This is a genomic window from Streptomyces sp. NBC_01013, from assembly GCF_045162765.1.
In the GTDB taxonomy this organism is placed as follows: domain Bacteria; phylum Actinomycetota; class Actinomycetes; order Streptomycetales; family Streptomycetaceae; genus Streptomyces.
Genome location: NZ_CP108687.1, coordinates 3,441,147 through 3,466,937 on the forward strand (window position 1 = coordinate 3,441,147; position 25,791 = coordinate 3,466,937).

Consider the following 25,791-nt stretch of genomic DNA (forward strand, 5'->3'; position numbering starts at 1 on the left):
GTGAGCATAGGTCTGTTCGAGCCAATCCTTGTTGACAGTCCGTCGCCAGAAGTCGAACAATGCTCAGGCGGGAAACGGAACGTACCGTGTCGGCTCGTTCCTTGCCTTCGCACCGTTCGTGCCGTTCGTGCCGCGACGAGCCGATCGGGGGACGGCTCGCCGGCCGACGGTACGGGTGCCGGTGCCGCCCCCGTCAGGCGGTGATGTCCTTCGCCGTGAAGCGTGCCCAGGCCGCCGAGCCGAACACCGCCGCGTACAGCGCCTGCAGCTCCAGGTTCTTCAGCAGCTCGTCCCAGTAGACGGGCTCGCGCAGCAGGTCCGAGAAGGACAGCCAGTAGTGCGGGAAGAGATAGGGGTGGGCCCCGCTCAGCTGTGGAATGGTGTCCACGATCTGTACGGTGATCAGCACGCCGACCGTCGCCGCCATGGCCGCGATCCCGCTGTTGGTGAGGGTCGACACGAAGAGCCCGAGCGCCGCGAAGCCGGTCAGTGACGCCGCGACCGCCACCGCGACGAGTCCCGCGCGCAGCAGTCCTTCGCCGAAGCCGATCCGGGTCCCGGAGATCGTCGTGACGTCGCCGACGGGGAAGAGCAGCGCGCCGACGGCCAGGGCGGAGGCCGCCACGACGAGGGTCGCGATCAGGCAGAAGGCCAGGGTGGAGGCGTACTTGGCCAGCAGGAGGCGGGTGCGGCCGGCCGGTGCGACCAGCAGGTAGCGCAGCGTTCCCGCGTTGGCCTCGCCCGCGATCGAGTCCCCCGCGATGACGCCCACCGCCATCGGGAGGAAGACCGGGAGGGTCGCGGCGAGGGAGGCGAAGACCAGGAAGAGGCCGTTGTTGGTCACCTGGGAGAGGAACGCGGGCCCTCCGCCGCCCTCACCACCCCCGGGCGACGAACCGTCGGCGGTTTCGATGCGGACCGCGATCCCGATCAGCACGGGGACGGCGGCCAGCACGCCGAGCAGGGCGAGGGTGCGCCATCGGCGCAGGGTGGTGGTCAGTTCGGAGCGCAGGATGCCCAGCGTCCACAGCGGGTTGCGCCGGGCCGTGGTGGCCCCGGCCGGTGCGAGTTCAGCCTGCGACATCGAATCCCTCTCCGGTGAGTGCGACGAACGCGTCCTCCAGCGAGGCCCGTTCGACGCCGAAGGACCGGACCCGGATGCCGCCGTGGACCAGGGCGGCGTTGAGATCCGCGAGCTCGACGGAACCGGCCGGGGCTTCGGCCCCCACCCGGTCGCCGTCGAGGGTGATGCCGGTGATGCCGTGCTCCTTCAGGATGCGGGCGGCGTCGGCCGGGTCCGGCGTGGTGACGACGAGCCGGCCGAGGGTGCCCGCGGCGAGCTCCGCGACGGGTCCCTGGGTGATCAGCCGGCCCCGGGCCATGACCGCCGCGTGGGTGCAGATCTGCTCGATCTCGTCCAGGAGGTGGGAGGAGAGGAAGACCGTGGTGCCCTCGGCGGCGAGCTCCCGGACGAGGGCGCGGATCTCCCGCATGCCCTGCGGGTCCAGGCCGTTGGTCGGCTCGTCCAGGACGAGCAGCCGGCGGGGCCGGAGCAGGGCGGCGGCCAGGCCGAGCCGCTGCTTCATGCCCAGCGAGTAGGCCCGGGCCTTCTTGCCGGCCGCGGCAGCCAGCCCCACCCGCTCCAGGGCGTCTCCGACACGGGCGCTCCGGGTGCGGGGATCGGCGGTGGGGTCGGCGCGGTCGTAGCGCACGAGGTTGTCCCGGCCGCTCAGGAACCCGTACAGCGCGGGGCATTCGATCAGCGCACCGACGTGCGGGAGCACCGTGCGGGCCGCGCCGGGCATGGGCTGCCCCAGGACGGTCGCGGTGCCGGACGTCGGATCGATCAGGCCCATCAGCATCCGGATCGTGGTGGTCTTCCCGGAGCCGTTGGGTCCGAGGAAACCGAAGACGCTGCCTCCGGGGACCGTGAGATCGAGCCCGTCGACGGCGAGCTGGCCGCCCCGGTAGCGCTTGGTGAGACCCCGGGTCTCGATCACGGGCGCGGTGTCGGCCCCTGTCATGTTCTTCTCCCCAGATCGCGTCCGCCCCGCCCTGCCGTACGGAGGCTACGGCGGGGCGGGGCGGGGCCGGTGCGCGAGACGGTGTACGACGTGGTGTCAGCCGGCGTCGTTCGCCGCGTTCACCAGCGCGTCCTTGGTGACCGCGCCGACGTACACCCGGCCGTCGTCCGTCATCAGTGCGTTGACCAGGCGGGTCTTGAAGACCGTGCCCGAGCCGAACTTTCCGGTGACCTTGTCCCCGAGTGCGTCCAGGAACTGCTGCGCCTCGGCCGGCACGTCACCCGACGCCTTCGACGGGAGGGCCGCCCCGCCGGGGGTCCTGATCTCGGCGATGCTGTTCCAGCCCTCGCCGATCACGTTCATGCCCTCGAAGGCGCTCAGGTCGCCCTTCGCCTCCTCGGCAGCCTTGCCGGCGGCCTTCCCGTGGTCTTCGGCCTCGTCCGCCTCGGTCACCTCGGCGCCCTTGGGCGGGGTGAAGGAGAACGAGGAGGCGTCGGGCTTCTCGAAGTCGACGGAGGTGAACCCGGCGTCGATCGCCGCCTTGCCACCACTGCTGGGCTGCAGGGTGAACTTGAGCGGCACGCCGTTCTCGGCGTCGACGGCGACCGTGATCGAGCCGATCGTGGAGCCGCTCTGCTCGGGCTTGAGGACCAGCCGGTACGCGTCGCGTCCGGCGACCTGCGCGGTGCCGTCGACCGTGACGGACGTCGTGCCGTCGGCGGCCTTCAGCGCCTGCTCGGCCAGGGCCTTGGGGGTGGTGGGTACGCCGTCGGGGGCGGCCCGGTGCTCGCCCTTCCCGGTGCTGCCCCCGGCCCGGTCCTGTGCGTGGTAGACCGCGTTGGACTCGCTGTCGTACGCCCAGACCTGGTCCCCGTCGTGGATCAGGCTGTACTCGGACGCGTTGTCCAGGATGGACACCCGCTGCTTGTCGGGGCCGTCGGCGGCCACCCGGAGGGTGTGCGTGCCGGAGGCCAGTTCGGTGAGCTTCGTCTGCGGATCGGCACTCGCCGAGCCCTTGTCGCCCGCCCCGTCCGGGAGGAAGGAGCCGGCCAGGCCGCCCATCGACGGGATGCCGAGGTCGGTGCTGATCTTCACCGTGCCGGAGAGCTGCTGCGTGTCCGAGGCGGCGATCTTCTCGATGAGTTCCTGCGCGGTGATCTTCGGCAGATCGGGGTCCCCCGAGCTGGCGAGCGCCGGGACCAGCCCGATCGTCGCGGCCGCCACTCCCGCCACCGCGACCGGGACGATGTAGCGCACCGCCTTCCGGCGGCCCGCTTCGGCGCCCTTGGTTCCGGGCGCTGCCGTGCCGTTGGTGCCTGCGCTGTCGTTCGGTGCCATCTGTGCCCTACCTCCGTGGTCGGCGGCTTCCGTCCGGATGCACTCGTCCACTCCGTGCCGCCATTCTCACCCGTTTTGGTCAGGAGTGGTTGTTCTCCATCTGACCAAATCGGGCGGCTCCAGGCGTCAGCCCGCGGGAGCAACTCCGCGTACCTCTCCGGGATGACACCGCGGGGGTGTTTCTCCGCCGTCCCGTAGGGGTCGGGCGGACGGGCTCTCAGCCCGCGCGGTGCACCACGGCGTCGCACATCTCTTCCAGCGCGTCCTTGGCATAGCAGGACGGCAGCGGCTTCAGGGTGGCCCGCGCCTCCTGGGCGTACCGCACCGTGTCGCGTCGTGCCTGTTCGAGCGCCGGGTGGGCACGCAGCCGGCGCAGCGCCTCGTCGAGCCTGCCGGGCTCGTTCAGATCGCCGTCCAGCAGCTCGACGAGCTCCACGTCGTCCGGCTTGCCGTCGGCCGCGGCCTGCGCCCTCAGGTGGAGGACAGGCAGGGTCGGGATGCCTTCGAGAAGGTCGGTGCCGGGGGTCTTGCCGGACTCGTGGGAGTCGGAGGCGATGTCGAGGACGTCGTCGGCGAGCTGGAAGGCGACGCCGAGGCGCTCGCCGTACTGGGTGAGGATGTCGGTCGCCGTCTCGTCGGCACCGGACATCATCGCGCCGAAGCGGCAGGCGACGGCGATCAGCGATCCGGTCTTGCCGCGCATCACGTCGAGGTAGTGCTCGACCGGGTCGCGCCCGTCGCGCGGACCGGCGGTCTCCAGGATCTGGCCGGTGACCAGGCGCTCGAACGCCTCGGCCTGGATGCGGACGGCCTCGGGGCCGAGGTCGGCCAGGATGTGCGACGCGCGCGCGAAGAGGAAGTCGCCGGTCAGCACGGCCACCGAGTTGCCCCAGCGGGAATTGGCGCTGTCGACTCCGCGCCGTACGTCGGCCTCGTCCATCACGTCGTCGTGGTACAGCGTCGCGAGGTGCGTCAGCTCGACGACCACGGCGGCGGGCACCACGCCCGGGGCGTCGGCGTCACCGAACTGGGCGGCGAGCATCGCCAGCAGGGGCCGGAACCGTTTGCCGCCTGCCCGCACCAAGTGCTGCGCGGCCTCCGTGATGAAGGGCACCTCGCTCTTGGTGGCATCGAGCAGCCCCGACTCGACAGCAGCCAAACCGGCCTGGACACCGGCCTCAAGAGCCTGGTCCCGCACGCTCAGTCCGAACGGCCCGACGACGGTCACGAGGGGATCTCCTGTCTGCTGACGATCACACGGAATGTCGATGTGTCGCTGTCATCACTCAAGTCAGCGTATCCGGTCCCCTTTGGATCACCGTGGGCGCCTTCCCGCCACCGCCGGTATGTTCGGGATCAGCTCATACGATCAGGAGTTGTCCCTTTGTCCCACGCCGCCGCAGACACCGAGCCGGCCCAGCCCCCTCCGGGCGACGACCATGCCTTCTTCGGCCAGCCGCGGGGTCTGATGACCCTGTCCGGCCTGGAGGTGTGGGAGCGGTTCTCGTTCCTCGGCATGCAGGCGATCCTGGTCCTCTACTTCGCCGACACGGTCGCCAACGGCGGCATGGGAATGGAGGCCGGCACCGCCGCCTCCGTCTCCGCCGCGTACGGCACCCTCGTCTACCTGGTCTCCGTGGCCGGCGGCTGGCTGGCCGACCGGATCCTCGGCTCGTACCGCGCCGTCCTGTACGGCGGCATCCTGATCGCGTGCGGGCATTACGCCATGGCGGTCCCCACCGACGTCATGACCTGGGTCGGCCTGGGCCTGATCAGTGCCGGAACGGGCCTGCTCAAGCCCAATGTGGCCACCATGGTCGGCAAGCTCTACCGCACCGAGGACGAGCGCCGCGACGCCGGATTCGCCCTCTACTACATGGGCATCAACATCGGCGCGTTCCTCGGCCCGCTCGTCACCGGCTGGCTCGGTGACCACGCGAGCTGGCACTGGGGCTTCTCGGCCGCCGCCTTCGGCATGACGCTCGGCCTGATCCAGTACGTCCTGGGCCGCCGTCACCTGGCCGGGCGAAAGGGCGCCGCCGAGTTCGCCCTGGCCCCCGGGCCCATGCGCCGGGCGATCCGGCTCATCGTCGTCGGCTTCGTCGTGGTCGCCGCCGCCGCCACCGCGCTGGCCCTGGCGGGCTGGCTGACCATGGACCGCTTCGTCGACCTGCTCACCCTCGTCTCCGTGATCGCTCCGGTCGTGTACTTCGCGGTGATGTTCAGGAGTCCCCGGGTCACCGCGGAGGAGCGCGGCCGGCTGCGTCCGTACGTGGTGCTGTTCCTGGCCTCGGTCGTCTTCAACTTCATCCTCTTCCAGGCGTACTCGACGATGATCCTGCTCGCGTCGACCAACGCCCGCACCGAGATCTTCGGCTTCCACTTCCCGTCGAGCTGGTACGCCTCGGCGCTCGGCGCCTTCGAGGTGGCGCTGGCCCCGGTGGTCGCCGCCGTGTGGGCGAAGATGGGGCCCCGGCAGCCGCACGCGTCCAACAAGATCGCGATAGGGGTGATCCTCGGCGGGCTCTCGTTCCTGCTCATGGTCCTGCCCACCTCCGGGCACTCCGATGACACCTACAAGATGGCCGCCTGGTGGATCGTCGGCTCCTACCTGCTGCTCGGCCTCGGTGACGTGCTGCTGGAGACGTCCGGCATGTCCGCGACCACGAAGCTCGCCCCGAAGGCGTTCGCCAGCCAGACGATGGCGCTCTGGTTCCTCTCCCTGGCCCTCGCCAACGGCATCCAGGCACAGATCGTGAAGCTGTACGGCGAGGTCTCCAACCCCGCCTACTTCGGTGTCAATGGCGCCATCGCCGTGGCGGCCGGCCTGGCCGTCATCGCCGCCGCACCCTGGCTCAGGCGCACCATGCACCCCGTCCACTGAGGTACCGCCATGCACATCCAGACCGCGTTCCCGTACGAGACGGCCCGCGAGGACCTCTACATCCCGCTGCCGGACGGCACCCAGCTGTACGCCCGGATCTGGCGGCCGGTCACGGACGAACCCGTGCCCGCGCTGCTGGAGTACCTGCCCTACCGGCTGAGCGACTGGACCGCGCCGCGCGACTGGCAGCGCCATCCCTGGTACGCGGGCCACGGCTACGCCTCGGTCCGGGTGGACGTGCGCGGGCACGGCAACAGCGAGGGGATGCCGGGCGACGAGTACGACGCCACGGAGCTCGCGGACGGGGTCGCCGTCATCCACTGGCTGGCGCAGCAGGAGTGGTGCTCGGGCCGGGTGGGCATGTTCGGCATCTCGTGGGGCGGGTTCAACTCGCTCCAGATCGCCGCGCTCGCCCCGGAGCCGCTGAAGGCGATCGTCACCGTGTGCTCGGCCGACGACCGGTACGACAACGACGTCCACTACATGGGCGGCTCGGTCCTCGCCGTGGACATGCACGCCTGGGCGGCGACCATGCTGGCCTTCGTCTGCCGGCCGCCGGACCCGGCGGACGTCGGCGACGACTGGCGGGAGATGTGGCTGAACCGCCTCGAAGCCGTGGACCCCTTCATCCACACCTGGCTGGCGCACCAGACGCGCGACGCGTACTGGAAGCACGGCAGCGTCTGCGAGGACTACTCGGCGGTCAAGGCCAGTGTCCTCGCGGTCGGCGGCTGGCACGACCCGTACCGCGACACCGTGCTCCGGCTCGTCCAGCACCTGGACCCCGGGAAGGTCCGGGGGCTCATCGGGCCCTGGTCGCACCAGTACCCCGACCGCGGACTGCCGCCCGGGCCCGGCATCGGCTTCCTCCAGGAGACGCTGCGCTGGTGGGACCAGCATCTGAAGGACGAGGACACCGGCGTCATGGCGGAGCCGCTGCTGCGGTCCTGGATCAGCGAGTCGCACCGGCCGGCCACGGTCTACGAGACGCTGCCCGGCCGCTGGGTCGGGGACACGAGCTGGCCCTCGGAGAACGTCGCGCCGGTCGCGTACGCCCTCCAGGGCGGGCCGCAGATCGTCGACTCGCCGCAGCAGACCGGGCTGGACGCCGGGCGGTTCTTCCCGTTCGGCAACGACGCCGACCTGCCGCCCGACCAGCGTGACGAGGACGCCAAGTCGGTGTGCTTCGAGTTCCCCGTCGAGGGCGCCCCGATCGAGATCCTGGGCCGCCCCCGGGTGAGGCTGCGGATCCGGATGGACGTCCCGCGCGGCCAGGCCGTCGCCCGGCTCTGCGACGTCGCCCCCGACGGCTCCTCCACGCTCGTCACCCGCGGCGTCCTCAACCTCGCCGCCCGCCACGGACGCGACCGCACCGAGGACTGGCCGGCCGGGGAGACCGAGGACGTCACCTTCGACCTGAACGGCATCGGGCACACCTTCCCGCCCGGCCACCGCATTCGGCTCGCGGTCTCCTCCTCGTACTGGCCGTGGATCTGGCCGCAGGCCGGTTCGGCGGGCTTCACACTGGACGCCGACGGCAGCCTCGTCGAACTCCCGGTGCGCCGGCACACGGAGGACCCCTCGATCCGCTTCGAGGAGCCGGAGCAGTCCGAGCCGCTCGGCGTCGTCTTCCCCGTCACGCTCGACGAGCAGCGCCCCGAGCGGCTGGTGGTCCGTGACGTCGCCAAGGGCGAGTGGCGGATGGAGGTGGACCCGCGGTACGGCGGCACGCGCGTCTACCCGGACGGCCTGGAGTTCACCGAGGACGCGGTGGAGACGTACACGATCCAGGAGAGCGATCCGCTCTCCGCGCGCACCCGTTCCGACTGGACGGTCCGGCTGCACCGGCCGGAGATGTCCTGGGACGTACTGATCGAGACGCGGTCCGAGATCTCCGCCGACGCCGACGACTTCGTCACCTCCGACGAGGTCGTCTGCAAGGAGGGCGGCGAGGTCGTCTTCCACCGGACCTGGGAGAAGCGCATCCCGCGCACGGCGGGCTGAACGGGAACCGCCGTGTCCCCGCGTACCTCCCCGTACGCGGGGACACGGCGGAACTTTCCGGTCAATGGGGATGGTTGGGTCACTGCCGCCGGGGGATGTCCCCCACGTAACGTGTCCCCCACAGCGACCTGGAAAGCGAGGCAGCAACCGATGCCCGAGCAGAGCAGCCCGCTCGACGTGACCGAGGGCGATCCCTTCGGTCCGCACCACCTTCCGTACGGTGTCTTCTCCACGCCCGACCGGCCCGGCGAGCGACGCGTCGGTGTCCGCATCGGCAGTCATGTGCTGGACGCCGGGGCAGCCGCGCACGCGCTGGGTTCGCCCTATGCGCAACTGCTGGCCCAGCCCGACCTGATGGCCCTGTTCGCGGCCGGCCGCACCGCCTGGAGCGATGTGCGCCGCGCGCTGACCGCCTGGGTGACGGTGCCGGCCCACCGCGCGGACATCGAGCCACTGCTGCACCCCGTCGACTCCGTGACGCTCCACCTGCCCTACCGGGTCGCGGACTACGTCGACTTCTACGCCAGCGAGCACCACGCCACCAACGTCGGCCGGATCTTCCGCCCGGACGGTGACGCGCTCACGCCCAACTGGAAGCACCTGCCCATCGGTTACCACGGCAGGGCGGGCACGGTCGTGGTCTCCGGCACGGACGTGGTGCGCCCGTCGGGGCAGCGCAAGGCCCCCACCGACCCGGCCCCCGTCTTCGGCCCGTCCGTCAAGCTGGACATCGAGGCCGAGGTCGGGTTCGTCGTCGGCGTCGGCTCGCAGCAGGGCCGTGCCGTGCCGCTGGCCGACTTCCGCGAGCACGTCTTCGGACTGTCGCTGCTCAACGACTGGTCGGCGCGGGACATCCAGGCCTGGGAGTACGTCCCGCTGGGCCCCTTCCTCGGCAAGTCCTTCGCCACGTCCGTCTCGGCGTGGGTGACGCCGCTGGACGCCCTGGACGCCGCCAGGACCGCGCCGCCCGCACGCGACCTCCCCCTTCTGCCCTACCTCGACGACGCGGACGAGGAGGAGCTCGGCGGCTTCGACCTGCGGCTCTCCGTCGCGATCAACGGCCAGGTCGTCTCGGAGCCGCCGTTCTCCACCATGTACTGGACGGCAGCCCAGCAACTGGCGCAGATGACGGTCAACGGCGCCTCGCTGCGCAGCGGCGACCTGTACGGCTCCGGCACCATCAGCGGCGCCGAACCGGCCCAGCGGGGCTCCCTGCTCGAACTCACCTGGAACGGGCGCGACCCGCTCGAACTCCCGGAGGGCAAGCGGACGTTCCTGGAGGACGGCGACACGGTGACATTGACGGCCTGGGCCCCGGGTCCTCACGGCACCCGGGTCGGTCTCGGCGAGGTCACCGGACGGATCGTGCCCGCGTCATGACCCTGCCTCCGCCCGGCCCGACGCTGCCCGAGGAACTGCTGCTGCTCGCGCTGGACCCGCAGCGCGGGCGACCGTACTGCCGCGTCCGTTTCCTGGAGTACGCGATGGCCGGGGCGGCCCTGGCGGAGCTGGAGCTCCAGGGGCGGGTCACCGGAGAGCGCGCGTACGTGCGGGTGGCCAACCCGCTGGACCCGTCCGATCCGCTGCTGGCCTCGCTGATGCGGACCCTGCCGCCGCCGGGCAAAGACAAGCCGCGTTCGGGGGTGCCGGCCAAGACCTGGGTCCGACGCGCCGGACGGCCGGCCCAGGAGATGTATCTGGCGGCCCTGGTGCAGCGCGGCATCCTGGTCCGGGAGACCCGCCGCTTCCTCGGCCTGTTCCCCTACCACCGCCACCCGGCCGGACCGCAGAACTACGCGGGGGCGGTCCGGGAGCGGTTCACGGCGGCCGAGCGAGCCGGATTCCCGGACCACCGCAGCCGTGCGCTGGCCGCGCTCGTCGCGGCTGCCGGTCTCGAACCGCACGTGACCGGGGGTGAGCGGCGAAGCCGTTCGGCCATGCGGTCGCTGGTCCGCGAACTGTGGCCGGCCGACGCGGTGCGCCGCAACGTCGTTCAGGACAAGTCGGACGAGTCCGGGGGGAGCCGGCGGAACTTCACGATGGGCGCCGGCGGGGCTTGAGGTGTCCGCGCCCATCAGCGCGCCCTTCGGCGTCGACCTCGACCTGACCGTGATCGCCTCGCACCGCCGGGCGACGGCCTCCGAGTAGACCGCCCGGCGCCCCCGTCTCCCACCGCGCTCACTCGTACTCCGGCGGCTCCTCGTCCCAGCCGAACTCCGGGTCGGCGGCCGGAGCGGTCACCCGGGCCGGGGCGGCGGCCCGGGCGGGGGCGGGCACGGACGCCGGAGGCGCGTCCGTCACCGGGACGGGCTCCGGGGCAGCGCGATCCGCAGCCGGGGCCGCCGCCTCGGCGGGGTCCGGGGCCGGGGCGGCTTCCTCGCCCCCCAGGGACGCCAGCACCTCCAGCACACCCTCCCCGTACGTCGCCAGCTTCTTCTCTCCCAGGCCGCTGATCCCGCCCAGCTCGCCGAGCGACGACGGACGCAGGCTCGCGATCTCGCGCAGCGTGGCGTCGTGGAAGATCACGTACGCGGGCAGGCCCAGCTCCTTGGCCTGGGCGCCGCGCCAGGCGCGCAGCGCCTCGAAGACCGGGAGGGCCTCCGGGGGGAGCTCGGCGGCTGCCGCCGAGGACTTCGCCTTCCGCTCGCCCTTCGAGGAGCGCGCGGCCGCGGCCTTCGGGGACTCCTTGCGCAGCAGCACCTCGCGCTCCCGGCCGAGCACGGTCGCGCTCTCCTCCGTCAGCACCAGCGTGCCGTACTCGCCCTCCACCGCGATCAGGCCCTGGGCCAGCAACTGCCGGACCACTCCCCGCCATTCCGCCTCGGCCAGCTCCTCGCCGATGCCGAACACCGAGAGCTGGTCGTGGTCGAACTGAATGACCTTCGCGGTCTTGCGGCCGAGCAGGATGTCGATGATCTGGCCGGCGCCGAACTTCTGTCCGCGCTCCCGCTTCAGCCGGACCACCGTGGACAGCAGCTTCTGGGAGACCACGGTGCCGTCCCAGGTCTCGGGCGGGGTCAGGCAGGTGTCGCAGTTGCCGCAGGAGGCCGCGGTGGGGTCCTGGCCGAAGTAGGTGAGCAGCTGGGCCCGGCGGCACTGGACGGTCTCGCAGAGCGCCAGCATGGAGTCCAGGTGCGCGGCGGCCCGGCGGCGGAAGGCCTCGTCGCCCTCGCCGCCCTGGATGAGCTTGCGCTGCTGCACGACGTCCTGGAGCCCGTACGCCATCCACGCCGTGGACGGGGCGCCGTCACGGCCGGCCCGGCCGGTCTCCTGGTAGTAGCCCTCGACCGACTTCGGCAGGTCGAGGTGGGCGACGAAGCGCACGTCCGGCTTGTCGATGCCCATGCCGAAGGCGATCGTCGCGACGACGACGAGCCCCTCCTCGCGCAGGAAGCGGGACTGATGGATCGCGCGGGTGCCGGCGTCCAGACCCGCGTGGTACGGGACGGCCTCGATGCCGTTGCGGCAGAGGTACTCGGCGGTCTTCTCGGTGGAATTGCGCGAGAGGCAGTAGACGATGCCCGCGTCCCCGGCGTGCTCCTCCTTCAGGAAGGAGAGCAGCTGCTTCTTCGGGTCGGCCTTGGGCACGATGCGGTACTGGATGTTGGGCCGGTCGAAGCTGGCCACGAAATGCTTGGCGTCGGGCATGCCGAGGCGCTGGGTGATCTCGCGGTGCGTGGCACCGGTCGCCGTGGCCGTCAGGGCGATGCGCGGGACGTCGGGCCAGCGCTCACCCAGCACCGACAGGGCCAGGTAGTCGGGCCGGAAGTCGTGGCCCCACTGGGCGACACAGTGTGCCTCGTCGATCGCGAAGACGGAGATCTCGCCGCGGGAGAGCAGGCCGAGGGTGGAGTCCAGGCGCAGGCGCTCAGGCGCCAGGTACAGGAGATCCAGCTCGCCGGCGAGGAACTGGGCCTCCATCGAGCGGCGCTCGTCGAAGTCCTGCGTGGAGTTGATGAAACCGGCCCGCACGCCGAGCGCCCGCAGCGCGTCCACCTGGTCCTGCATCAGCGCGATCAGGGGCGAGATGACGATGCCCGTACCCCGCCTGACCAGGGCAGGGATCTGGTAGCACAGGGACTTGCCGCCGCCGGTCGGCATGAGCACGACGGCGTCACCGCCCGCGACCACATGGTCGACGACCGCTTCCTGCTCGCCGCGGAACGTCTCGTACCCGAAAACCCGGTGGAGCGTCTGCTGAGCCTCGCTCTCCGTCCCGCCCGCGGCCACGTCTGTCACGCCTGTCATGCCCGTCCCACTCTCCGTGCTCACGCGCTGTCCCCCGAACATCCGTCCCGTTCTGTCCCTGCGCTCTCCCCTGCCACGATAGGCGCCACCTACGACAGCGCCGGACGGGCTTGACTTCCAAGCCCGTCCGGCGCTGTCGAAGCGGTGGTGCGTCACGGCTACCTCACGAACACTCCCGCCTGACTCGCCAGGTCCAGGAAGTACTGCGGGGCCAGGCCCAGCACCAGGGTGACCGCGACTCCGACCGCGATCGTGGTCATCGTCAGCGGGGACGGGACGGCGACCGTGGGGCCGTCCGCCTTCGGCTCGCTGAAGAACATCAGCACGATGACGCGGATGTAGAAGAAGGCGGCGATGGCCGAGGAGATCACACCGACGACGACCAGTCCGCTCGCACCGCCCTCGGCCGCGGCCTTGAACACCGCGAACTTCCCGGAGAAGCCCGAGGTGAGGGGGATACCGGCGAACGCCAGCAGGAACACCGCGAAGACCGCGGCGACCAGCGGGGAGCGCCGGCCGAGCCCGGCCCACTTGGACAGGTGCGTCGCCTCGCCGCCCGCGTCGCGCACCAGGGTGACGACGGCGAAGGCGCCGACCGTCACGAAGGAGTACGTGGCCAGGTAGAAGAGGACCGAGGAGATGCCCTGCGGGGTGGCCGCGATCACACCGGCGAGGATGAATCCGGCGTGCGCGATCGAGGAGTAGGCCAGCAGCCGCTTGATGTCGGTCTGGGTGATGGCGACGACCGCGCCGCCCACCATCGTGACGACCGCGATGCCCCACATGACCGGGCGCAGGTCCCAGCTGAGCCCCGGCAGCACCACGTACAGCAGGCGCAGCAGCGCGCCGAACGCGGCGACCTTCGTGGCCGCGGCCATGAAGCCGGTGACCGGGGTCGGGGCGCCCTGGTAGACGTCCGGGGTCCACATGTGGAACGGGACGGCGCCGACCTTGAACAGCAGACCGGTCAGGATCATCGCGCCGCCGATCAGCAGCAGCACGTCGTTGCCCATGGTGTCGGCGAGCGCCGGGTCGATCTGCTGGATGGACCCGTCGACGACGGTGGCGATCTGGGCGTACGAGACGGAGCCCGCGTACCCGTAGAGCAGGGCGATCCCGAAGAGCAGGAAAGCCGAGGAGAACGCGCCGAGCAGGAAGTACTTCACCGCGGCCTCCTGCGACATCAGCCGCTTGCGGCGGGCGACGGCGCACAGGAGGTAGAGCGGGAGCGAGAAGACTTCCAGTGCCACGAAGAGCGTCAACAGGTCGTTGGCGGCCGGGAAGACCAGCATGCCGGCCACCGCGAAGAGGAGCAGCGGGAAGACCTCGGTGGTGGTGAATCCGGCCTTGACGGCGGCCTTCTCGCTGTCGCTTCCGGGGACCGACGCGGCCTGCGCGGCGAACGAGTCCACGCGGCTGCCGTGCGACTCGGGGTCGAGCCGCCGCTCGGCGAAGGTGAAGACGGCGACCAGCGAGGTCAGCAGGATGGTGCCCTGGAGGAACAGAGCCGGACCGTCCACGGCGATGGCGCCCATCGCCGCGATGTGTGCCTTGGTCGTGCCGTATCCGGCGGCCGCCAGCCCGATCACCGCGGCGAACGCGGCGACCAGGGCGACGACGGTCAGGAACACTTGGGTGTAGTAGCGGGCCCGGCGCGGCACGAAGGCCTCGACGAGCACGCCCAGGACGGCGACCCCGATCACGATCAGGACGGGCGTCAGCTGGGTGTACTCGATGACCGGCGCCTTGAACTTCTGGTCCGGGGCGGCCGACGTCACCCCACCCGCCATTGTCCACAGGCTGTGGACAGCTGTTGCGCTCACTTGGCGGCCTCCACCTCGGGCTGGGGGTCCTTCTTCTGTACGTCCGACAAGGTGTGCTGCACCGCCGGGTTGACGATCTCCGTCAGCGGCTTCGGGTAGACGCCCAGGAAGATCAGCAGAGCGATCAGCGGGACGACCACCACCAGCTCACGGACCTTGAGGTCCGCCATGCCCTGGACCTCGGCCTTGACCGGTCCCGTCATCGTCCGCTGGTAGAGAACGAGGACGTAGATCGCGGCGAGCACGATCCCGGTGGTGGCGATGATGCCGACCGCCGGATACGCGGTGAACGCGCCGACCAGGACCAGGAACTCACTGACGAACGGGGCGAGCCCCGGCAGCGACAGCGTGGCCAGGCCACCGATCAGGAAGGTGCCGGCCAGGACCGGGGCCACCTTCTGCACTCCGCCGTAGTCGGCGATGAGCCGCGAACCGCGCCGGGTGATCAGGAAGCCCGCCACCAGCATCAGCGCGGCGGTCGAGATGCCGTGGTTGACCATGTAGAGCGTCGCGCCCGACTGGCCCTGGCTGGTCATCGCGAAGATGCCCAGGATGATGAAGCCGAAGTGCGAGATCGACGCGTAGGCGATGAGCCGCTTGATGTCGCGCTGGCCGACGGCGAGCAGCGCCCCGTAGACGATGCTGATCAGCGCCAGCACCAGGACCACCGGCGTGGCCCACTTGCTGGCCTCCGGGAAGAGCTGGAGGCAGAAGCGCAGCATCGCGAAGGTGCCGACCTTGTCCACGACCGCGGTGATCAGCACGGCGACCGGGGTGGTCGCCTCGCCCATGGCGTTGGGCAGCCACGTGTGCAGCGGCCACAGCGGGGCCTTCACCGCGAAGGCGAAGAAGAACCCGAGGAAGAGCCAGCGCTCGGTGCTCGTCGCCATCGACAGCGAGCCGTCGGCGCGGGCTGCGGCGATCTCGGAGAGCGAGAACGTCCCCGTGACCACGTAGAGCCCGATCACCGCGGCCAGCATGATGAGGCCGCCGACCAGGTTGTACAGGAGGAACTTGACTGCGGCGTACGAGCGTTGGGCCGCGGCGTTCTCGTCGCTCCCGGAGTGGGCCCGGTCCCCGAAGCCACCGATGAGGAAGTACATCGGGATGAGCATGGCTTCGAACAGGATGTAGAAGAGGAAGACGTCGGTGGCCACGAAGGAGAGGACCACCATCGCTTCGACCATCAGGATCAGGGCGAAGAACCCCTGGGTGGGGCGCCAGCGCGAGGAGTTCGTCTCCAGGGGGTCGGCGTCGTGCCAGCCCGCCAGGATGACGAAGGGGATCAGCAGGGCGGTGAGCGCCATGAGCGACAGCCCGATGCCGTCCACCCCCAGCTCGTACCGCACGCCGAAGTCCTTGATCCAGGCGTGCGATTCGGTGAGCTGGTAGCGGCTGCCGCCGGGTTCGAAGCGGGCGAGCGCGATGCCCGCCAGCACGAGGGTTCCCAGCGAGAAGGCGAGCGCCAGCCATTTGGCGGCGGTGCGCCGGGCTGCCGGGACGGCGGCGGTGGCGACCGCGCCGATCGCCGGGAGCGCCGCCGTCGCTGTCAGGAGGGGAAAGGACATGTGATCAGACCGCCCTCATCAGCAGGGTCGCGGCGATGAGAACCGCCGTACCGCCGAACATCGAGACCGCGTAGGTGCGGGCGTAGCCGTTCTGCAGTTTGCGCAGCCGGCCGGAAAGCCCGCCCATGGAGGCGGCCGTGCCGTTGACGACGCCGTCGACCAGGGAGTGGTCGACGTAGACCAGGGAGCGCGTGAGGTGCTCGCCGCCGCGGACCAGGACCACGTGGTTGAAGTCGTCCTGGAGGAGGTCGCGGCGGGCCGCCCGGGTGAGCAGCGAGCCGCGCGGGGCGAGCGCGGGAACCGGCCGGCGTCCGTACATCGCCCAGGCGATGGCGACACCGATGACGAGCACCACCATGGTGGCGGCCGTGACGGTGGTCGCGCTGACCGGGGAGTCCCCGTGGCTGTGGCCGGTGACGGGCTCCAGCCAGTGCAGGAAGCGGTCGCCGATGGAGAAGAACCCTCCGGCGAACACCGAACCGAACGCCAGGATGATCATGGGGATCGTCATGGACTTCGGGGACTCGTGCGGATGCGGCACGGAGTACTCGCCGCGCGACTCGGCGGCGGGCTCCACGTCCGGCTCGGCGGGCGACGGCGTCGGGGCGTTGCGCCATCGCTCCTCACCGAAGAACGTCATCAGCATCACGCGCGTCATGTAGAACGCGGTGATCGCGGCGCCCAGCAGGGTCACCGCTCCGAGGATCCAGCCCTCGGTGCCGCCCTTGGCGAAGGCCGCCTCGATGATCTTGTCCTTGGAGAAGAAGCCGGACAGGCCGGGGAAGCCGATGATCGCGAGGTAGCCGAGACCGAAGGTGACGAAGGTGACCGGCATGTACTTCCGCAGGCCGCCGTACCGCCTCATGTCGACCTCGTCGTTCATGCCGTGCATGACCGAACCGGCGCCGAGGAAGAGTCCGGCCTTGAAGAACCCGTGCGTCACCAGGTGCATGATCGCGAAGACGTAACCGATCGGGCCGAGCCCGGCGGCCAGGATCATGTAGCCGATCTGCGACATCGTCGAACCGGCCAGGGCCTTCTTGATGTCGTCCTTCGCGCAACCGACGATCGCACCGAAGATCAGCGTGACCGCTCCGACGACCACGACGACCAGTTGTGCGTCCGGTGCGCCGTTGAAGATCGCGCCGGAACGGACGATGAGGTAGACACCCGCGGTCACCATGGTGGCGGCGTGGATCAGGGCCGAGACCGGGGTCGGGCCCTCCATCGCGTCACCGAGCCAGGACTGCAGCGGCACCTGGGCGGACTTGCCGCAGGCCGCGAGCAGCAGCATCAGGCCGATCGCCGTCAGCTTGCCCTCGCTCGTCGCGCCGCTTTCCGCGGCGTCCAGGACGGGCGCGAAGGCGAAGGTGCCGAAGGTGGTGAACATCAGCATGATCGCGATCGACAGGCCCATGTCGCCGACCCGGTTGACCAGGAACGCCTTCTTGGCGGCGGTGGCCGCGCTGGGCTTGTGCTGCCAGAAGCCGATGAGCAGGTACGACGCCAGACCGACGCCCTCCCACCCGACGTACAGCAGCAGGTAGTTGTCGGCGATGACCAGGATCAGCATCGCCGCGAGGAACAGGTTCAGGTAGCCGAAGAAGCGGCGCCGGCGCTCGTCGTGCTCCATGTAGCCGATCGAGTAGATGTGGATCAGAGTGCCCACACCGGTGATCAGCAGCACGAAGGTCATCGACAACTGGTCGAGCTGGAAGGCCACATCGGCCTGGAAGCCCTCGACCGGAATCCAGCTGAACAGCATCTGGTGCAGCGCACGGTCGTCGGCGCTCTTGCCCAGCATGTCGGCGAAGAGCACCACGGCGACGACGAACGAGGCAGCGGCGAGCGCGGTGCCGAGCCAGTGGCCCACGCGGTCAAGGCGTCGGCCGCCGCAGAGCAGCAACGCCGCTCCGAGCAGGGGCGCCGCGACAAGCAGCGCAATGAGATTTTCCACGGTCAAGCGCCCCTTACAGCTTCATCAGGCTGGCGTCGTCGACCGAGGCCGAGTGGCGGGAACGGAACAGCGACACGATGATCGCGAGCCCGACCACGACCTCCGCGGCGGCGACGACCATCGTGAAGAAGGCGATGATCTGGCCGTCGAGATTGCCGTGCATCCGGGAGAAGGTGACGAACGCGAGGTTGCAGGCGTTGAGCATCAGCTCCACGCACATGAACACCACGATCGCGTTCCGCCTGATCAGCACCCCGGCCGCGCCGATGGTGAACAGCAGAGCGGCGAGATAGAGGTAGTTGACCGGATTCACTTGGCGACCTCCTCTTCTTCTGTGTCACGGCCCAGCCGCTCACCGGAGCGCTGCTCCAGTGCCTTGAGGCCGGCCAGCGACTCGTTGGACACGTCGCGCATCTGGCCACGCTTGCGCAGCGTCTGCATGACGGTGAGTTCGGACGGCGTGCCGTCCGGGAGGAGTCCGGCGATGTCCACGGCGTTGTGCCGGGCGTAGACGCCGGGTGCGGGCAGCGGCGGCACGTGATTGCTGCGCACGCGGTCCTCGGACATCTCCCGCTGGGTCCTGGCCCGCTCGGTGCGCTCGCGGTGCGTGAGCACCATCGCGCCCACCGTCGCGGTGATCAGCAGCGCGCCGGTGATCTCGAAGGCGAAGACGTACTTGGTGAAGATGAGGTTGGCGAGCCCCTCCACGTTTCCGCCGTGTTCGGCGTTGGCCGCGCCGAGCCCGTTGAAACTGTTCAGCGAGGCGTTTCCGATTCCGGCGATCAGGAGGACCCCGAAGCCGAGCCCGCATCCGGCGGCAAGCCAGCGCTGGCCCTTGAGGGTCTCCTTCAGCGAGTCCGCCGCCGTGACACCGACGAGCATGACCACGAAGAGGAACAGCATCATGATCGCGCCGGTGTAGACGACGACCTGGACGATGCCGAGGAAGTAGGCGCCGTTGGCGAGGTAGAACACCGCCAGGATGATCATGGTCCCGGCGAGGCTCAGCGCGCTGTGCACCGCCCTCTTCATCAGCACGGTGGACAGGGCCCCGATCACGGCGACCGTGCCGAGCACCCAGAACTGGAAGGCCTCACCGGTCGAGGTCTGGGAGGCCGCTGCGGCCAGGCCGGTCATGCGTCCACCTCCTGCGAGGAGCCGTTGCTCCCGCTGTTTCCGTCGTCGGGCTTCTCGCCCTTGGAGACGGCGGTCTGGCGTTCCGTGCCGGGGGCGGCCTCGGTCACCAGGCCCCGGTAGTAGTCCTGTTCGTCCGTGCCGGGGAAGATCGCGTGCGGACTGTCGACCATGCCTTCCTCCAGGCCCGCGAGCAGCTCGTCCTTGGTGTAGATGAGGCTCTCTCGGGTGGTGTTGGCGAGCTCGAACTCGTTGGTCATCGTCAGCGCCCGGGTCGGGCACGCCTCGATGCACAGTCCGCAGAGAATGCAGCGCGCGTAGTTGATCTGGTAGACGCGGCCGTAGCGCTCACCCGGGGAGTAGCGCTCCTCGTCGGCGTTGTCCGCGCCCTCGACGTAGATCGCGTCCGCCGGGCAGGCCCAGGCGCACAGCTCGCAGCCGACGCACTTCTCCAGGCCGTCCGGGTGGCGGTTGAGCTGGTGCCGGCCGTGGAAGCGCGGCGCCGTCACCTTCGGCGTCTCGGGATACTGCTCGGTCAGCCGCTTCTTGAACATGGCCTTGAAGGTCACGCCGAAGCCGGCCACCGGATTCTGGAACTTGTCCTCCGAGGACTGCGAGGACTGCGAGGACCCGGAGGCCCCCGAGGACGCGGCCGCCCCCGTCGGTCCGGTGGACTTCGCCGGCCTCTTGGATCCCGGCGACTCAGGCAGTTCAGACACCGCCGGCCTCCTTTCCGTCACTCGGATTGTCGTCACTCTGAGTATCCACGCCGCCACTGACAACGAGCTCCCGCTCACGGCGCGGCCTGCGCCGCGGCACGGGCGGCAGGGTCTGTCCGGGCAGCGGTGGCACCGGGAATCCGCCCGCCATCGGGTCGAACGCCGGCTCCGGCTCCGCGTGGTCCGCGGCTTCCCGGCCCTTCTTGTCGCGGAAGATGTCGACGACGAAGGAGATCAGCAGGACCGCGATCACGGCACCGGCCACGTAGAGCAGGATCTTCGAGAAGTCGTAGCCCTCGTTGCGCAGCGCCCGCACGGTCGCGACCATCATCAGCCAGACCACGGAGACCGGGATCAGGACCTTCCAGCCCAGCTTCATCAGCTGGTCGTAGCGGACGCGGGGCAGCGTGCCGCGCAGCCAGATGAAGAAGAACAGCAGCAGCTGGACCTTGACGACGAACCAGAGCATCGGCCACCAGCCGTGGTTCGCGCCCTCCCAGAAGGTGCTGATCGGCCACGGGGCCCGCCAGCCGCCCAGGAACAGGGTCGTGGAGACGGCGGAGACGGTGACCATGTTGACGTACTCGGCGAGCATGAACATCGCGAACTTGATCGACGAGTACTCGGTGTTGAAGCCACCGACGAGGTCGCCCTCGGACTCCGGCATGTCGAACGGGGCGCGGTTGGTCTCACCGACCATCGTGACGATGTAGATGATGAAGGAGACCGGCAGCAGGATGATGAACCAGCGGTCCTCCTGTGCCTCCACGATCTTCGAGGTCGACATCGACCCGGAGTAGAGGAAGACCGAGGCGAACGCGGCGCCCATCGCGATCTCGTACGAGATCATCTGCGCGCAGGAGCGGAGTCCGCCGAGCAGGGGGTACGTCGATCCGGAGGACCAGCCCGCCAGCACGATGCCGTAGATCCCGACCGAGGCGACCGCGAGGATGTAGAGCATCGCGATCGGCAGGTCGGTGAGCTGCATCGCCGTACGGTGTCCGAAGATCGAGACCTCGTTGCCGGACGGTCCGAACGGGATGACCGCGATCGCCATGAACGCCGGGATGGCCGCCACGATCGGGGCGAGGACGTAGACGACCTTGTCCGCCCGCTTGACGATGACGTCTTCCTTCAGCATCAGCTTGATGCCGTCGGCGAGGGACTGGAGCATCCCCCAGGGTCCGTGCCGGTTCGGGCCAATGCGCAGCTGCATCCAGGCGACGACCTTGCGCTCCCACACGATGGAGAAGAGCACGGTCACCATCAGGAACGCGAAGCAGAAGACCGCCTTGATGACGACGAGCCACCACGGGTCGGTCCCGAACATCGACAGGTCCTCGGCGGCGAGCACGGCGCCCTGCGGTGCCGCGGCCAGTTGAGCGAAGGCACTCACGCCCCCACCTCCGGTGTGACGTCGGAAATGCCGGGTGCGGCGGGGCCGATCCGGACCGGGCCGCCCGGCTGGACGCCGGTGTCGGCCGGGACGCCCCGCCCGACGGAGTTCAGCGGCACCCAGACCACCCGGTCGGGCATCTCGGTGACCTGCAGCGGAAGTTCGACACTGCCCGCCGGGCCGGAGACGGCCAGCAGATCGCCGTCCTTGACGCCGGTCTCCGCCGCGGTGGCGGCCGAGAGCCGGGCGACCGCCGCGTGCCGGGTACCGGCCAGCGCCGTATCGCCCTCCTGGAGCCGGCCCAGGTCGAGCAGCATCCGGTGTCCCGCGAGGATGGCCTCGCCGTCGCCGGGCCGGGGCAGCGGCTGGGCGGAGGCGCGCGGGTCGTCCGCGTGCGTGCCCTGCCACCCGCCGAGCCGGTCCAGCTCGCGGCGCACGGACTTCAGGTCCGGCAGCGCGAAGTGGACGTCCAGGGCATCGGCCAGCATGTGCAGCACCCGGGCGTCGCCGGGGGCGAGGTTGCGGGTCATCTGCTCGGGCTTCAGCGCGGCCTCGAACATCCGCGCCCTGCCCTCCCAGTTGAGGAAGGTGCCCGACTTCTCGGCAACCGCGGCGACCGGGAACACCACGTCGGCGCGGTCGGTGACCGCGCTGGGCCGGAGCTCCAGGGAGACCAGGAACCCGACCCGGTCCAGGGCCTCCAGGGCCCGCGCCGGATCGGGCAGGTCGTCGGCCTCGACCCCGGCGACGAGCAGCGCGCCCAGTTCGCCGGAGGCCGCGGCCTCGACGATCTGGCCGGTGTCGCGGCCGAAGCGGGACGGGAGTTCGGCGACGCCCCAGAGGGCCGCCACCTCGTCCCGGGCCCGCGGGTCGGTGGCCGGGCGGCCGCCGGGCAGCAGCGACGGGAGCGCGCCCGCCTCCACCGCACCGCGCTCGCCGGCCCGGCGCGGGATCCACACCAGGGTGGCCCCGGTCGCGGTCGCCGCCCGTACCGCGGCGGTCAGTCCGCCGGGCACCCCGGCCAGCCGCTCGCCCACGACGATCAGGGCGTCCGCACCGCGCAGCGCCTCGGCCGCGACGGCTCCTTCGCCGTCCAGGCCGACACCGCCCGCGATCGCGTCCAGCCACTCGGTCTCGGTCCCGGGAGCGGCGGGCAGCAGCGTGCCGCCCGCCTTCGTGAGGCCGCGGGTGGCGTGGGAGGCGATGGCGAAGGTGCGCTGTCCGTGCTTGCGGTGCGCCTTGCGCAGCCGCAGGAAGACGCCGGGCGCCTCCTCCTCGGACTCGAACCCGACCAGGAGCACGGCCGGAGCCTTCTCCAGCGAGGTGTACGTGACCCCGCGGCCGTCCAGGTCGCGTCCGCGTCCGGCGACGCGGGCGGCCAGGAAGTCGGCCTCCTCGCCGCTGTGCACCCGGGCCCGGAAGTCGATGTCGTTGGTGTCCAGTGCGATCCGGGCGAACTTGCTGTACGCGTACGCGTCCTCGACGGTCAGCCGGCCGCCCGTGAGGACACCGGTCCGGCCGCGGGCCGCGGAGAGACCGGCGGCCGCGGCGGCCAGTGCCTCGGGCCAGCTCGCCGGCTCCAGCTCGCCCGCTTCGCTCCGGACCAGCGGGGTGGTGAGCCGGTCGCGCTGCTGGGCGTAGCGGAAGCCGAAGCGGCCCTTGTCGCAGAGCCACTCCTCGTTGACCTCGGGGTCGTTGGAGGCGAGGCGCCGCATGACCTTGCCGCGCCGGTGGTCGGTGCGGGTGGCGCAGCCGCCGGCGCAGTGCTCGCACACCGAGGGCGTGGACACAAGGTCGAAGGGGCGGGAGCGGAACCGGTACGCCGCAGAGGTCAGCGCCCCGACGGGGCAGATCTGGATGGTGTTGCCGGAGAAGTACGACTGGAACGGGTCGCCCTCGCCGGTGCCGACCTGCTGGAGCGCACCGCGCTCGATCAGTTCGATCATCGGGTCGCCCGCCACCTGGTTGGAGAACCGGGTGCAGCGCGCGCAGAGCACACACCGCTCACGGTCCAGCAGCACCTGGGTGGAGATCGGGACGGGCTTCTCGTACGTCCGCTTCTTCCCGTCGAAGCGGGAGGTCGCGTCTCCGTGCGACATCGCCTGGTTCTGCAGCGGGCACTCGCCGCCCTTGTCGCAGACCGGGCAGTCCAGCGGATGGTTGATGAGCAGCAGTTCCATCACGCCGCGCTGCGCCTTGTCGGCGACGGGCGAGGTGATCTGCGACTTGACGACCATGCCGTCGGTGCAGGTGATGGTGCAGGACGCCATCGGCTTGCGCTGGCCCTCGACCTCGACGATGCACTGGCGGCAGGCGCCGGCCGGGTCGAGGAGGGGGTGGTCGCAGAAGCGCGGGATCTCGATGCCGAGGAGCTCGGCGGCGCGGATGACCAGGGTGCCCTTGGGCACGCTGATCTCGATGCCGTCGATGGTCAGCGTGACGAGGTCCTCGGGCGGGAGCGCCGCCTCGCCGCCCCCGGAGGGCGCACTCGTGGTGACTGTCATGCGTTCACCCCCTGGGGTGCGTTCTTGTCGTCGGCCCAGACGGTCGACCTGGCGGGATCGAAGGGGCAGCCCTTGCCGGTGATGTGCTGCTCGTACTCCTCGCGGAAGTACTTCAGCGAGGAGAAGATCGGCGAGGCGGCGCCGTCGCCGAGGGCGCAGAACGACTTGCCGTTGATGTTGTCGGCGATGTCGTTCAGCTTGTCGAGGTCGGCCATCTGGCCCTTGCCCGCCTCGATGTCCCGGAGCAACTGGACGAGCCAGTACGTGCCCTCACGGCACGGCGTGCACTTGCCGCAGGACTCGTGGGCGTAGAACTCGGTCCAGCGGGTGACGGCCCTGACCACGCAGGTGGTCTCGTCGAAGCACTGGAGCGCCTTGGTGCCGAGCATGGATCCGGCGGCGCCGACGCCCTCGTAGTCGAGGGGCACGTCGAGGTGCTCCTCGGTGAACATCGGGGTGGAGGAGCCGCCCGGGGTCCAGAACTTGAGCCGGTGGCCGGGGCGCATGCCGCCGCTCATGTCGAGGAGCTGGCGCAGCGTGATGCCGAGCGGGGCCTCGTACTGGCCAGGGCCGGCGACGTGTCCGCTGAGCGAGTAGAGCGTGAAGCCCGGGGACTTCTCGCTGCCCATGGACTTGAACCAGTCCTTGCCCTTGTTCAGGATCGCGGGAACCGAGGCGATGGACTCGACGTTGTTCACCACAGTGGGGCAGGCGTACAGACCGGCGACCGCGGGGAAGGGCGGGCGCAGCCGGGGCTGGCCGCGGCGTCCTTCGAGCGAGTCGAGCAGCGCGGTTTCCTCACCGCAGATGTACGCACCGGCACCCGCGTGCACGGTGAGTTCCAGATCGAGTCCGGAGCCCATGATGTTCGTACCGAGATAGCCCGCCTCGTACGCCTCGCGGACGGCTTCGTGCAGCCGCCGGAGCACGGGGACGACTTCGCCGCGCAGGTAGATGAAGGCGTGCGAGGAGCGGATCGCGTAGCAGGCGATCACGATGCCTTCGATCAGGCTGTGCGGGTTGGCGAAGAGGAGCGGGATGTCCTTGCAGGTCCCGGGCTCCGACTCGTCGGCGTTGACCACCAGGTAGTGCGGCTTGCCGTCGCCCTGCGGGATGAACTGCCACTTCATCCCGGTGGGGAAGCCTGCGCCGCCGCGGCCGCGCAGGCCGGAGTCCTTGACGTACGCGATGAGGTCGTCCGGGGACATGGCCAGCGCCTTGCGCAGTCCCTCGTACCCCTCGTGGCGGCGGTAGGTCTCCAGGGTCCAGGATTCCGGCTGGTCCCAGAAGGCGGACAGGACAGGCGCGAGAAGCTTCTCGGGACTGGTCCCGTTCTTGTCGATTTCGGCGGCCAACGTCATCACTCCCCCTCCTCGGCGGCGGGACCGGCCGGGTGGTCCGGGTCGGAGGCCGAGGTCTGCTGTGGCGCGTCATGGGAGCTGAGGTGTTCGGCGCCCTTCTGCGGTTCGTCGCGCGGGCTCTCGCCGCGCGGGCCCACCACGCGGGGCTGGGGACCGGCCTCGCCCTTGGCCAGTTTCAGGCCGATGAGCGAGGCGGGACCGGCACCGCCGGACGCCGCGACGGCGCCGGGGCGCTCGTCGGGGAAACCGGCCAGGATCCGGGCGGTCTCCTTGTACGAGCACAGCGGGGCGCCGCGGGTCGGCTCGACGGTGCGGCCGGCGATGAGGTCGTCGACGAGCTGCGTCGCGCTCTCGGGCGTCTGGTTGTCGAAGAACTCCCAGTTGACCATCACGACGGGCGCGAAGTCGCAGGCCGCGTTGCACTCGATGTGTTCGAGGGTGACCTTGCCGTCCTCGGTGGTCTCGTCGTTGCCGACCCCGAGGTGCTCCTTGAGCCGGTCGAAGATCGCGTCGCCGCCCATCACCGCGCAGAGCGTGTTGGTGCAGACGCCGACCTGGTAGTCGCCGCTGGGCCTGCGCCGGTACATCGTGTAGAAGGTGGCGACCGCGGTGACCTCGGCGGTGGTGAGGCCGAGCAGCTCGGCGCAGAACGCCATGCCCGTACGCGAGACGTACCCCTCCTCCGACTGCACGAGGTGCAGCAGCGGCAGCAGCGCGGAGCGGCTGCCGGGGTAGCGGGCGATCACCTCCTTCGCATCCGCTTCGAGCCTGGCGCGCACCTCGGCCGGGTAGGCGGGGGCGGGGAGCTGCGGCATCCCCAGACTGACTTCG

19 protein-coding genes are annotated in these 25,791 nt (G+C 70.5%); 4 read left to right on the forward strand and 15 right to left on the reverse strand.

Going from position 1 to position 25,791, the window contains the following annotated elements; translation table 11 throughout:
• Positions 1-193: 193 nt before the first annotated feature.
• From OG538_RS14740 to OG538_RS14755, 4 genes are all read right to left on the reverse strand, one after another.
• Positions 194-1,084: an ABC transporter permease gene (locus OG538_RS14740; RefSeq protein ID WP_406093738.1), complete on the reverse strand. Its 891-nt coding sequence runs from the start codon at positions 1,082-1,084 to the stop codon at positions 194-196.
• On the reverse strand, positions 1,071-2,024 hold the full coding sequence (locus tag OG538_RS14745; protein WP_406093740.1) for an ATP-binding cassette domain-containing protein: 954 nt from the start codon (positions 2,022-2,024) through the stop codon (positions 1,071-1,073). The genes OG538_RS14740 and OG538_RS14745 overlap by 14 nt, the downstream gene beginning before the upstream one ends.
• Before the next feature lie 96 nt (positions 2,025-2,120).
• Positions 2,121-3,362 carry a LolA family protein gene (locus tag OG538_RS14750; protein WP_406093742.1) on the reverse strand — a complete coding sequence of 414 codons (1,242 nt, stop codon included), beginning with the start codon at positions 3,360-3,362 and terminating at the stop codon, positions 2,121-2,123.
• A 217-nt stretch (positions 3,363-3,579) separates the two neighbouring features.
• Positions 3,580-4,590 carry a polyprenyl synthetase family protein gene (locus OG538_RS14755; protein WP_406093744.1) on the reverse strand — a complete coding sequence of 337 codons (1,011 nt, stop codon included), beginning with the start codon at positions 4,588-4,590 and terminating at the stop codon, positions 3,580-3,582.
• Between the two features lie 156 nt (positions 4,591-4,746).
• Here OG538_RS14755 and OG538_RS14760 point away from each other — a divergent pair, with 156 nt between their 5' ends.
• From OG538_RS14760 to OG538_RS14775, 4 genes are all read left to right on the forward strand, one after another.
• The gene (locus OG538_RS14760; protein ID WP_406093746.1) at positions 4,747-6,246 is read left to right on the forward strand and encodes a peptide MFS transporter; all 1,500 of its coding nucleotides are present in this window, start codon (positions 4,747-4,749) and stop codon (positions 6,244-6,246) included.
• A 9-nt stretch (positions 6,247-6,255) separates the two neighbouring features.
• On the forward strand, positions 6,256-8,250 hold the full coding sequence (locus OG538_RS14765) for a CocE/NonD family hydrolase (protein WP_406093748.1): 1,995 nt from the start codon (positions 6,256-6,258) through the stop codon (positions 8,248-8,250).
• 150 nt (positions 8,251-8,400) lie between these two features.
• Complete coding sequence (fahA, locus tag OG538_RS14770; RefSeq protein WP_406093750.1) at positions 8,401-9,630, forward strand: fumarylacetoacetase; 1,230 nt, start codon at positions 8,401-8,403, stop codon at positions 9,628-9,630.
• Positions 9,627-10,310 (forward strand): GPP34 family phosphoprotein, encoded by a 684-nt coding sequence (locus OG538_RS14775; RefSeq protein WP_406093752.1) that lies wholly within the window; start codon positions 9,627-9,629, stop codon positions 10,308-10,310. The genes fahA and OG538_RS14775 overlap by 4 nt, the downstream gene beginning before the upstream one ends.
• Before the next feature lie 118 nt (positions 10,311-10,428).
• On the opposite strand, the gene recQ is transcribed toward OG538_RS14775, so the two are convergent.
• From recQ to nuoE, 11 genes are all read right to left on the reverse strand, one after another.
• Positions 10,429-12,498, reverse strand: coding sequence for a DNA helicase RecQ (gene recQ, locus OG538_RS14780; protein ID WP_406093754.1), 2,070 nt, complete (start codon positions 12,496-12,498; stop codon positions 10,429-10,431).
• 158 nt (positions 12,499-12,656) lie between these two features.
• The gene (gene nuoN / locus OG538_RS14785) at positions 12,657-14,321 is read right to left on the reverse strand and encodes an NADH-quinone oxidoreductase subunit NuoN (RefSeq protein ID WP_406093756.1); all 1,665 of its coding nucleotides are present in this window, start codon (positions 14,319-14,321) and stop codon (positions 12,657-12,659) included.
• Positions 14,318-15,889 carry an NADH-quinone oxidoreductase subunit M gene (locus OG538_RS14790; protein WP_406093758.1) on the reverse strand — a complete coding sequence of 524 codons (1,572 nt, stop codon included), beginning with the start codon at positions 15,887-15,889 and terminating at the stop codon, positions 14,318-14,320. Before OG538_RS14790 ends, nuoN begins: the two co-directional genes overlap by 4 nt.
• A 4-nt stretch (positions 15,890-15,893) precedes the next feature.
• Complete coding sequence (gene nuoL, locus OG538_RS14795) at positions 15,894-17,846, reverse strand: NADH-quinone oxidoreductase subunit L (protein WP_406093760.1); 1,953 nt, start codon at positions 17,844-17,846, stop codon at positions 15,894-15,896.
• 13 nt (positions 17,847-17,859) lie between these two features.
• Positions 17,860-18,159 carry an NADH-quinone oxidoreductase subunit NuoK gene (nuoK, locus tag OG538_RS14800; protein ID WP_018101339.1) on the reverse strand — a complete coding sequence of 100 codons (300 nt, stop codon included), beginning with the start codon at positions 18,157-18,159 and terminating at the stop codon, positions 17,860-17,862.
• Entirely contained in the window at positions 18,156-18,983 is an 828-nt protein-coding gene (locus tag OG538_RS14805; protein ID WP_406093762.1) for an NADH-quinone oxidoreductase subunit J, read from the reverse strand. Before OG538_RS14805 ends, nuoK begins: the two co-directional genes overlap by 4 nt.
• Positions 18,980-19,699, reverse strand: a complete 720-nt coding sequence (gene nuoI, locus OG538_RS14810; RefSeq protein WP_406093764.1) for an NADH-quinone oxidoreductase subunit NuoI — start codon at positions 19,697-19,699, stop codon at positions 18,980-18,982. Before nuoI ends, OG538_RS14805 begins: the two co-directional genes overlap by 4 nt.
• Complete coding sequence (gene nuoH, locus OG538_RS14815) at positions 19,692-21,095, reverse strand: NADH-quinone oxidoreductase subunit NuoH (RefSeq protein ID WP_406093766.1); 1,404 nt, start codon at positions 21,093-21,095, stop codon at positions 19,692-19,694. The genes nuoI and nuoH overlap by 8 nt, the downstream gene beginning before the upstream one ends.
• Positions 21,092-23,599 carry an NADH-quinone oxidoreductase subunit G gene (locus OG538_RS14820; RefSeq protein ID WP_406093768.1) on the reverse strand — a complete coding sequence of 836 codons (2,508 nt, stop codon included), beginning with the start codon at positions 23,597-23,599 and terminating at the stop codon, positions 21,092-21,094. Before OG538_RS14820 ends, nuoH begins: the two co-directional genes overlap by 4 nt.
• A complete protein-coding gene (gene nuoF, locus OG538_RS14825; protein ID WP_406093770.1) occupies positions 23,596-24,963 on the reverse strand; it encodes an NADH-quinone oxidoreductase subunit NuoF in 1,368 nt (455 codons plus the stop codon). The genes OG538_RS14820 and nuoF overlap by 4 nt, the downstream gene beginning before the upstream one ends.
• Positions 24,960-25,775 carry an NADH-quinone oxidoreductase subunit NuoE gene (nuoE, locus tag OG538_RS14830; RefSeq protein ID WP_406100147.1) on the reverse strand — a complete coding sequence of 272 codons (816 nt, stop codon included), beginning with the start codon at positions 25,773-25,775 and terminating at the stop codon, positions 24,960-24,962. Before nuoE ends, nuoF begins: the two co-directional genes overlap by 4 nt.
• Between the last annotated feature and the right edge of the window lie 16 nt (positions 25,776-25,791).

What these genes read in the sequence shown, in the direction of transcription:
- fahA (WP_406093750.1), top strand. Translation starts at nt 8,401, where the DNA reads ATGCCCGAGCAGAGCAGCCCGCTCGACGTGACCGAGGGCGATCCCTTC.
- OG538_RS14805 (WP_406093762.1), bottom strand. Translation starts at nt 18,983, where the DNA reads ATGACCGGCCTGGCCGCAGCGGCCTCCCAGACCTCGACCGGTGAGGCC.
- OG538_RS14740 (WP_406093738.1), bottom strand. Translation starts at nt 1,084, where the DNA reads ATGTCGCAGGCTGAACTCGCACCGGCCGGGGCCACCACGGCCCGGCGC.
- OG538_RS14745 (WP_406093740.1), bottom strand. Translation starts at nt 2,024, where the DNA reads ATGACAGGGGCCGACACCGCGCCCGTGATCGAGACCCGGGGTCTCACC.
- recQ (WP_406093754.1), bottom strand. Translation starts at nt 12,498, where the DNA reads ATGACAGGCGTGACAGACGTGGCCGCGGGCGGGACGGAGAGCGAGGCT.
- OG538_RS14775 (WP_406093752.1), top strand. Translation starts at nt 9,627, where the DNA reads ATGACCCTGCCTCCGCCCGGCCCGACGCTGCCCGAGGAACTGCTGCTG.
- OG538_RS14820 (WP_406093768.1), bottom strand. Translation starts at nt 23,599, where the DNA reads ATGACAGTCACCACGAGTGCGCCCTCCGGGGGCGGCGAGGCGGCGCTC.
- OG538_RS14765 (WP_406093748.1), top strand. Translation starts at nt 6,256, where the DNA reads ATGCACATCCAGACCGCGTTCCCGTACGAGACGGCCCGCGAGGACCTC.
- OG538_RS14750 (WP_406093742.1), bottom strand. Translation starts at nt 3,362, where the DNA reads ATGGCACCGAACGACAGCGCAGGCACCAACGGCACGGCAGCGCCCGGA.
- nuoE (WP_406100147.1), bottom strand. Translation starts at nt 25,775, where the DNA reads ATGCCGCAGCTCCCCGCCCCCGCCTACCCGGCCGAGGTGCGCGCCAGG.
- OG538_RS14790 (WP_406093758.1), bottom strand. Translation starts at nt 15,889, where the DNA reads ATGTCCTTTCCCCTCCTGACAGCGACGGCGGCGCTCCCGGCGATCGGC.